Source organism: Streptomyces sp. IBSBF 3136, from assembly GCF_036815105.1.
In the GTDB taxonomy this organism is placed as follows: Bacteria; Actinomycetota; Actinomycetes; order Streptomycetales; family Streptomycetaceae; genus Streptomyces.
Genome location: NZ_JAJSZC010000312.1, coordinates 1 through 7,149 on the forward strand (window position 1 = coordinate 1; position 7,149 = coordinate 7,149).

The 7,149-nt window shown below is 72.4% G+C and carries 8 protein-coding genes; 5 read left to right on the top strand and 3 right to left on the bottom strand.

Annotation, left to right across the window (positions count from 1 at the left end):
- The first annotated feature begins 29 nt into the window (after window positions 1–29).
- Entirely contained in the window at window positions 30–737 is a 708-nt protein-coding gene (locus V7E45_RS37145) for a B3/B4 domain-containing protein (protein WP_333778697.1), read from the top strand.
- A gap of 136 nt (window positions 738–873) precedes the next feature.
- Window positions 874–1,446, top strand: a complete 573-nt coding sequence (locus tag V7E45_RS37150) for a dihydrofolate reductase family protein (protein WP_333778698.1) — start codon at window positions 874–876, stop codon at window positions 1,444–1,446.
- Window positions 1,447–1,534: 88 nt separating this feature from the next.
- Here V7E45_RS37150 and V7E45_RS37155 read toward each other — a convergent pair whose 3' ends face one another.
- A complete protein-coding gene (locus V7E45_RS37155) occupies window positions 1,535–2,089 on the bottom strand; it encodes an ATP-binding protein (RefSeq protein ID WP_333778699.1) in 555 nt (184 codons plus the stop codon).
- 142 nt (window positions 2,090–2,231) lie between these two features.
- On the opposite strand from V7E45_RS37155, the gene V7E45_RS37160 reads away from it, so the two are divergent.
- The gene (locus V7E45_RS37160; protein ID WP_333778700.1) at window positions 2,232–2,831 is read left to right on the top strand and encodes a TetR/AcrR family transcriptional regulator; all 600 of its coding nucleotides are present in this window, start codon (window positions 2,232–2,234) and stop codon (window positions 2,829–2,831) included.
- Between the two features lie 117 nt (window positions 2,832–2,948).
- Here V7E45_RS37160 and V7E45_RS37165 read toward each other — a convergent pair whose 3' ends face one another.
- Together V7E45_RS37165 and V7E45_RS37170 are read right to left on the bottom strand one after the other, a co-directional pair.
- On the bottom strand, window positions 2,949–4,580 hold the full coding sequence (locus tag V7E45_RS37165) for a serine hydrolase (RefSeq protein WP_333778701.1): 1,632 nt from the start codon (window positions 4,578–4,580) through the stop codon (window positions 2,949–2,951).
- 125 nt (window positions 4,581–4,705) lie between these two features.
- Window positions 4,706–5,383 (bottom strand): GAP family protein, encoded by a 678-nt coding sequence (locus V7E45_RS37170; RefSeq protein ID WP_333778702.1) that lies wholly within the window; start codon window positions 5,381–5,383, stop codon window positions 4,706–4,708.
- A gap of 274 nt (window positions 5,384–5,657) precedes the next feature.
- On the opposite strand from V7E45_RS37170, the gene V7E45_RS37175 reads away from it, so the two are divergent.
- Window positions 5,658–5,897, top strand: a complete 240-nt coding sequence (locus tag V7E45_RS37175; RefSeq protein WP_333778703.1) for a ferredoxin — start codon at window positions 5,658–5,660, stop codon at window positions 5,895–5,897.
- Window positions 5,894–7,149 (top strand): NAD(P)/FAD-dependent oxidoreductase (locus V7E45_RS37180; protein WP_333778704.1); only part of this gene is annotated, 1,256 nt, incomplete at its 3' end. The genes V7E45_RS37175 and V7E45_RS37180, both read left to right, overlap by 4 nt.

The following is a 7,149-nucleotide window of genomic DNA, read 5'->3' on the forward strand; positions in this document are numbered from 1 at the left end:
CGCCCCCCGCAGGAAACGGAAACCCGCCCATGTCCGCCTTCCACCTCGCCCCCGCCGTCGCGGACGCGTTCCCCGACACCCTCATCGCGCTGGTCACCGCCGGCGGACTGCGCGGCGGCGAGCCCTGGCCGCACACCGTCACCGCCCTGGCGGAGCTGGAGCAGCAGCTCGCCGACGGCAGCTGGCGGCCCGCCGACGAGACCGACCCCCGCATCGAGTCCTGGCACACCGCCTACCGCTCCTTCGGCACCAACCCGCGCCGTACGCGTCCCAGCGTCGACGCGCTCGGCCGCCGCCTCGCCAAGAACGGCAGCCTGCCGCGCATCAACCCGGCCGTCGACTCGTACAACGCGGTGTCCGTCCGGCACGGCCTGCCCGCCGGGGCCTTCGACCTGGACCGGGTCGACGGCGACGTCGTGGTCCGCCGGGCCGACGGCACCGAGTCCTTCACCCCGCTCGGCGAGCCCGGCACCGTCGAGCGGCCGAAGCCAGGCGAGATCGTCTACGCCGACGCCACCGGGATCCTGACCCGCCACTGGAACCACCGCGACGCCCACCGCACCCGCGTGACCGAGGAGACCACGCACGCCGTCTTCGTCCTGGAGACCCTTCACGCCACCCGCGACGGCGATCTCCTGAAGGTCGCGGCGGACGAGCTCCAGAGCCTGCTCGCCCCGCACGCCGAGCACACCGACGTGCGGTACCTCGGCCCGGACCGGCCGATGGTCGCGGCCTGAGGTCGACACGGCCCTCCGACAACTCGGATCGCCTTGACAAAATAATTTGTCGGTCAGATGCTGGGAGCGACACAGGGGCACGCCCACCACGCGTGAGACGGCGACGCGACCACGACGAGACCACGGAGACATCCTCATGCGCACTCTGATCAGCACCGCCTTCGTCTCGCTCGACGGCGTCGTGGAGGCTCCTGGCGGCGAGAGCGGTTACCGGAACGCGGGCTGGACGTTCAAGGACGTCGAGTTCCTCCCGGAGGCCTTCGAGCTCAAGGGCCGGGAGCAGAAGGAGGCCACGGCGATGCTCATGGGCCGGGTCAGCTACGAGGCGTTCAGCCCGGTGTGGCCGGCCATGGAGGACTTCGCCGACTACAAGGTGATGCCGAAGTACGTCGTCTCCACCACCCTCACCGAGGACGACCTGGTGACGGACTGGGGCGACACCACGATTCTGCGCTCGCTCGACGAGGTCGCCGCCCTCAAGGAGACCGAGGGCGGTCCGATCATCGTCCACGGCAGCGCCGAGCTGAACCACGGCCTCACGGACGCCGGCCTCGTCGACCGCTACCACCTGCTCGTCTTCCCGCTGCTGCTCGGCGCGGGCAAGCGCCTGTTCAGCACCACGGACAAGGACGCCCAGAAGCTGAAGCTGGTCGAGCACGAGGTCTACGCCAACGGCCTGCAGAAGAACGTCTTCGACGTCGTGCGCTGACCCGGCCGGCCGATCACGGACGTCCTGCGCCGACCGGACCGGCCGATCGCGCCGGCCGGCGTCGCCCGAAGCCCGACCGGGGCGGGGCTCAGCCCACCCGCTCGGCCCGACCCGCCTTCCCGGCCCGCAGCTCGAACCAGATGGTCTTGCCGGTGGCCGTCCGGACACCGCCCCAGGCGTCCGACAGCAGGTCGAGCAGTTCGGTGCCCCGGCCGCACTCCGCGTCCAGGTCGACGGCGGCGCGCACCGGACCCGCGCTTTCGGTGTCCTCGACCTCGCACAGCAGCCGGGCGTCGCACAGCCGCACGTTGAGCCGGAGCGGGCCCCGCGTGTGCCGCAGGGCGTTCGTGACCGTCTCGCTGACCAGCAACTCGGCGGTGTCGGCGAGGTGGCCGAGACCCCAGTGGGCGAGCTGCCCCGTCACGAGGCGCCGCGCCTGCCGCACGGAGGCCGCGTCCCGCGGCAGCGGCCAGGAGGCGTCCCAGGCGGTGGCCCGGCCCCGTGGGGCGTCCAGCGGGCGCAGCGGGGTGAGCATGCGGGACCACAGGGCCCACTGCCGGGCGATCCAGGTGTGCGCGGTGGCACGCGAGGAGCGGTCCCCTCGACGGGAGGCGACGGGGTGCGCGATGGCCTGGACGGCCATGAGAATCAATCCTTAGCAGATGTAGCAGTCGTTACATTCACCAATGTAGACGTAGCGGGCGCTACAGTAAAGACCCTTCCAAAAACCCGGAAAACGGACTGCCCAACGGCGGTCCGGCGGCCCGCCTCCAAGGGAGCCTCCCATGCCTCGCCCGCCAGACCCGGCCAAGCGGCGCGACCTTCTCGACGGGGTTCGCGCCTACGTGCTCCGCAACGGCCTCGCGGGGCTGTCCCTGCGCCCACTGGCGCGGGCCCTGGGCACCAGCGACCGCATGCTCCTGTACTACTTCGGGACCAAGGAGCGCATGGTCGCCGAGGCACTCGGGGGCTATGAGCGCCGGCCCCTCACCCGCGTGCGTGAGCTGCTGGAGTCCGTCGGCCCCCCGAAGGACCCGGCGGCCCTGCGCCGCTTCCTGGAGGAGCTGTGGCGGCGCTTCGATGACCCCGACATCCGCGCCTCGCTCCCCCTCTACCTCGAACTCATGAGCGCGAGCGTGCTGGACCGCAGCCGCTACGGGCCCGTCATGCGGGACGTCGTCACCGCCTGGACGGACCTGCTCACCTCGGTCTTCCGCGACCTCGGCATGACCGGGGACCGGGCCCGGACGCAGGCCACCCTGCTGGTCGGCGCGGGCTTCGGGCTGCTGACCACCCCACTGGCGGACGGCCACTGGGACCGGGCGGACCAGGCCTTCCACGCCCTGCTCGACAGCCTGGAACCCGGCTGGCGCACCACGGCGTGACCCGCCGGCCCGCCGGCCCACCGGGCCGCCGGCCCACCGCATCCCGTGCCGTACCCCGCCGTGTCCCGAGGACGCCGTGCCGACGCGGCGTTCCTCGGTACCGGAGGCGGCCGCCACTCAGCGGCTGAAGGTGCCCAGGCGGTTGGCGTCGAGGTGCTCGACGGTGACGCTCGTGGCGCGGCCCGAGCGGACGTGGAACGTGACGCCGGACAGGCCGACCGCGTTCTCGCCCCGGGTCCGGTAGCTGAAGGTGTCACCCGTGTAGTGCTTCAGCGGGAACGACATCCCGTGCGGGCCGAGCCTCATGCTCAGCCCGCCGCCGCGGTCACGGGCGACGGTGAGCGGACCGTAGTACGCGTTCGCGTAGGTGCCCGTGTAGACGTCGCCGGCCTTCGCCGGTGCGGCGCCGGCGGGCGGCTTCGCGTAGTCCGTGGGTGAGGCGCCCGTGTAGGCGGCCGCCCGCACCACCTTCTCGTAGAACGGCAGCCAGTCGACGGTCTGTCCGCCGTTCTGCGCGATGTCGAAGAACGCGGCGGACACGGCCTCGGGCACCCCGACGGGCTGTCCGTTGGTCAGCACGACGATGCCCAGCCGCTCGCCGGGCAGCAGGGTGACCGACGTCGCGGCGCCCAGGTCGAAGGCGCCGGAATGGTTCAGGCGCAGCCGGCCGCGCTGGTCGTACCCGACGTTCCAGCCCAGCCCGTAGAAGCCGGGCTCGCCCGCCGGGGCGAGCGGCTCCATGGCGACGGAGTGCGGGACACGGGTCCGGTCCAGGGCCGCGGGGTCGATGAGCCGCTTCCCGCCGAACACGCCGTCGTCCAGTTGCAGACGCATCCACTTCGTGAGGTCGTCGACGCTCGAACTCGCACCGCCCGCGGGGGCCTGGCTGTCGGCGTTCTCCGTGGTGGACGGCTCCCAGCGGCCGTCGGCCTCGACATGGGGCGACGCCTTGTCGGCGGCCTTGTCGTAGTCGGCGCGCCGGTAGCTCGAGTGGTCCATCCCCAGGGGCTCGAACAGCGTGTCCGCCGCGAGCCGCGACCAGTCGGTCCTCGCCGCGTCGGCCACCGCCACGCCCGCCGCCGTGAGGCCGTAGTTGGTGTAGGCGTAGCTCGCGCGGAACGGGGTCAGCGGTTCGAGGCGCAGGTGCGTCAGGATGTAGTCGCGCCCGTAGCCCAGGTCCTGGAGCAGGTCGCCCGCGTGGTCGGGCAGCCCGCTGCGGTGCGCGAACAGGTCCGCGACCGTCACGTTCTCGCTCACGTACGGGGTCTTGAGCGCGAAGCCCGGTTCATGGGCGACGATCCGGTCGTCCCAGCCGACGACCCTGCGCCCCACGGCCCCGGCCACGACGGTGGACGCCAGCGGCTTGGACAGCGACGCCAGCTGGAACACCGTCCCCGGGTCGACCTTCGCGCTCCTGCCCACCTCGCGGACGCCGAAGCCCTTCGCGTACACCACCCTGCCCTGGTGGACGACGCCCACGGCGACCCCCGGCACCCCGGTCCGCCGCATCGCGTCCCGCACCAGGCCGTCCAGCCGGTCCACGGCGGCCCGCACCTGGGCCTCGGACAACTGCGGCGGTGGCTGCTTCGGCGGCGTGGACGCGAGCGACGCGGAGGCGGTCGGGCTCTCGGCGGCGGCGTCCGTCCCGGAGCACCCCGACAGCAGGCCCCCGAGCACCCCCAGGCACACCCCGGCGGCGCCCACCCGGGCCCACCTTCGCGCCCCGTTCCCGCGACCGCGTTCCGCCATGATCCAGTCACCTCGCGCTCAGGCGCCCGCGGGGACCGCCCGGCGCCCCCTCCATCCTCGGCACGGAACCGGGCCGCGGCACCCGGACGTCGCCGAGCGGGTGAGGAACGGGCGCCGGGCGGGAGTCAGGACGTCAGGACGTCGATGCCGTCCCCCAGCAGCTTCAGCCCGAACACGAAGAACAGGACCGCCATGATCGCGACATTGTGCCGTGCGGCCCATTCCTTCCAGTTGCCCAGCATGGGCGCGGCCCGCTCGTTCAGGATCAGGAAGACCACCAGCGGAACCAGCAGCCCGACGGAAGCGATGACGACGAAGATGGCCAGCGCGCCGATCTGCTGCCCGACCGGCAGCCCCGACGAGCTGATGGACGCCGCCGCGGCGATGGTCAGCGGGGCGTTCTTCAGGTTCCCGGCCGACAGCAGCAGGGCGAGGAGGAAGATCTTCATCGGGGCGAAGCGGTCGATCGCGGCCATCCACTGCGGCAGCTGCGCCTGCGTGACATCGGTGGGCCGGTGCCGCCACAGCCGTACGCCGAAGAGCACCAGCGCCACCCCCAGCGCGAGCTTGAGCACCCCCACCCAGTCGGCCGGATGCCCGTGGCCGGAGGCGTCTCCCCCGCCGCCGATCGCCAGCGTCACCGCGCCCAGGGCCGACAGGCCCACCACCCAACCGGTGGCGAACACCAGGCCGTTGCGGCGTCCGTGAGGCGTCGCCAGGACGATGATGATCGCGACGATCGGAAGCGGGCTGACGGCGACACCGGCCGCCAGGCCCAGCACATCACCCAGCACTTGTCCCATGCCTGCCTCCCGGTCTCTTCTGGCATGCAGGTGATATGTGCCCGGGATAGGCTTTTGTCACAACCAGGTCAGGTTCTCTGGGCGGTTCCACAGACGCCGGTCGCCCGCTGCGCGACGCACCTCCCCCTGCGGAGACCCGACGAGTGCGGCCCATCGCCCCTCCCCCGGGCGGCCGCCGGCCGAATCCTCTCACCGAGGCTTGTCCCGTCCCGTGCGCGCCGCAGTGACGCCGGATCCGGGGTTCCCACGGCCTGCGGTGCCTGTGGAGGTCGGCATGAGAGTTGTGGTTGATCTTTCTCGCTGTCAGGGGTACGCGCAGTGCGCCTTCCTCGCGCCGGACGCGTTCCGGATGCACGGAGAGGAAGCGCTGATGTACGACCCGAATCCCGACGACGCCCAGCGCGACCGCGTGCTGCGCGCGGCGGCCGCCTGCCCGGTCCAGGCCATCCTGGTCGACCAGTTGGAGGGACGGCTCGAGGGCCGGGACGTACCAGTGACGGCGTCGACGCCATGACCAGCGCCGACAACCTGCGCGCCTTCAAGCGCGAGGGCCGCATCGTGATCGTCGGGGCGTCGCTGGCAGGACTCCGGGCCGCGGAGACGCTGCGCGACGAGGGTTTCACCGGTTCCCTCACCATGATCGGTGACGAGACGGGCGAGCCGTACGACCGGCCGCCCCTGTCCAAGCAGGTACTGACCGGCTGGGTACCGGCCGACGGCACCACACTCCCGCGCCGGCGCGCGGTCGACGCGGACTGGCTGCTGGGCGTGCCCGCGGACGGACTGGACCTGGCCACCAACCAGGTGCACCTCGCCGACGGACGCGAGATCCCCTTCGACCGGGTCCTGATCTCCACCGGCGTACGGGCCCGGCCCTGGTTCGTCGAGAGCGAGGCGGCCCTGGACGGCGTCTTCGTCCTGCGCACCCGCGAACACGCCGAGGGGCTGCAACAGGCCCTGGCCGCCGGGCCCTCCCGCGTCCTGGTCATCGGGGCGGGATTCACCGGCTCCGAGATCGCCTCGATCTGCCGTGAACGCGGCATAGAGGTCACCGTCGCCGAACTGGCGGCGGCCCCGCTGGTCGGAGCGCTCGGTGCCATGATCGGCGAGGTCGCCACGGACATGCAGCGCGCCCACGGGGTCGACCTGCGCTGCGGCGTCAAGGTCACCCGGCTGGAGGGCGACGACCAGGGGCACTTCCGCCGCGCGCACTTCGACGACGGCAGCACCGTCGACGCCGACGTCGCCGTCGTGGCACTCGGCGGCATCCGCAACACCGAATGGCTGCGGGGCTCCGGACTGGCCGCCGGCGTCTGGGGGATCGCCTGCGACACGGGCTGCCGCGCCCTCACCCTCGACGGCCTGATCACCGACGACGTCTTCGTCGCCGGAGACGTGGCACGCTGCCCCAACCCGGTCTACGAGTACCGGCTCATCTCCCTGGAGCACTGGGCCAACGCCGTCGAACAGGCCGAGGTCGCGGCGCACAACATGGTCAGCCCCCAGGCCGACCGCTGGCCCCACCTCACCCTGCCGGTGTTCTGGTCGATCCAGTTCGGCGCCAACATCAAGTCCGTCGGCGTACCCACCTTCGCCGACGAGGTCGTCCTCGCCCAGGGCTCGGTGGCCGACCGCCGCTTCGTCGCCGCGTACGGCTACCGGGGCCGCGTCACCGCGGCGGTCAGCTTCAACAACGCGAAGTGGCTCGACCACTACCGCGGACTGATCGAGACGGCCGCACCCTTCCCGCCGCCCTCCCCCACACC